Origin of the sequence: Campylobacter sp. CNRCH_2015_1657, from assembly GCF_025772685.1 — a bacterium.
Taxonomy (GTDB): domain Bacteria; phylum Campylobacterota; class Campylobacteria; order Campylobacterales; family Campylobacteraceae; genus Campylobacter_D; species Campylobacter_D lari_D.
This window is the reverse complement of the sequence record NZ_JAKMSO010000029.1, coordinates 1-561: the sequence shown is the minus strand read 5'-3', so window position 1 is coordinate 561 and position 561 is coordinate 1. Positions and strand designations below refer to the sequence as shown.

Genomic DNA, 561 nt, shown 5'->3' with positions numbered 1-561 from the left:
ACCTATTATAGAAGTAACATTTTTAATCTCTTCACTTTGAGCAATAACTTCACTAGTTTTATGAGATACATTTTGCATAGAAGAAGTAATCTCTTCTAATGCTGCTGCTGTTTCTTCTAAAGAAGAAGCTTGAGAAGATGAAGAATCTGTTAAGTCTTTAACAGCACTTTGTAATTTACCACTCTCATCTGCTAATAAAGAAGCAAATTCAGATGATTGTCTTAGCATAGCTACTATTTCTTGACCTAATACATTAGTAGTTACTTCAACTCCACCTTTAGCATTTTTAACTTCAGTAGTAAAGTCTAATGCCTTATAGCTATCAAATACTCTATTGATTTCATTCATATTAGAACCAACTTTTGCTTGTAATACATCAAGCATATCATTTAATACATTTTTTAATTCTATTAATTGAGGATTAGCAGGAATTGCTGTTATTCTTGCTGTTAGATTACCACCTTCTATTTCTTTAGCTGTATCAACTGATTGTTCTACTGCTTTAGCATCTTGTTCTAATGCATTTTTAGTTTTAGTGATGTTTTCATTGATGGCTTTGGC

Annotated in this window: 1 pseudogene; it reads right to left on the bottom strand. The window is 30.8% G+C overall.

What is annotated here, in order from left to right:
* A pseudogene (locus L8X27_RS07965) lies at positions 1-561 on the bottom strand (methyl-accepting chemotaxis protein); the annotation flags it as partial.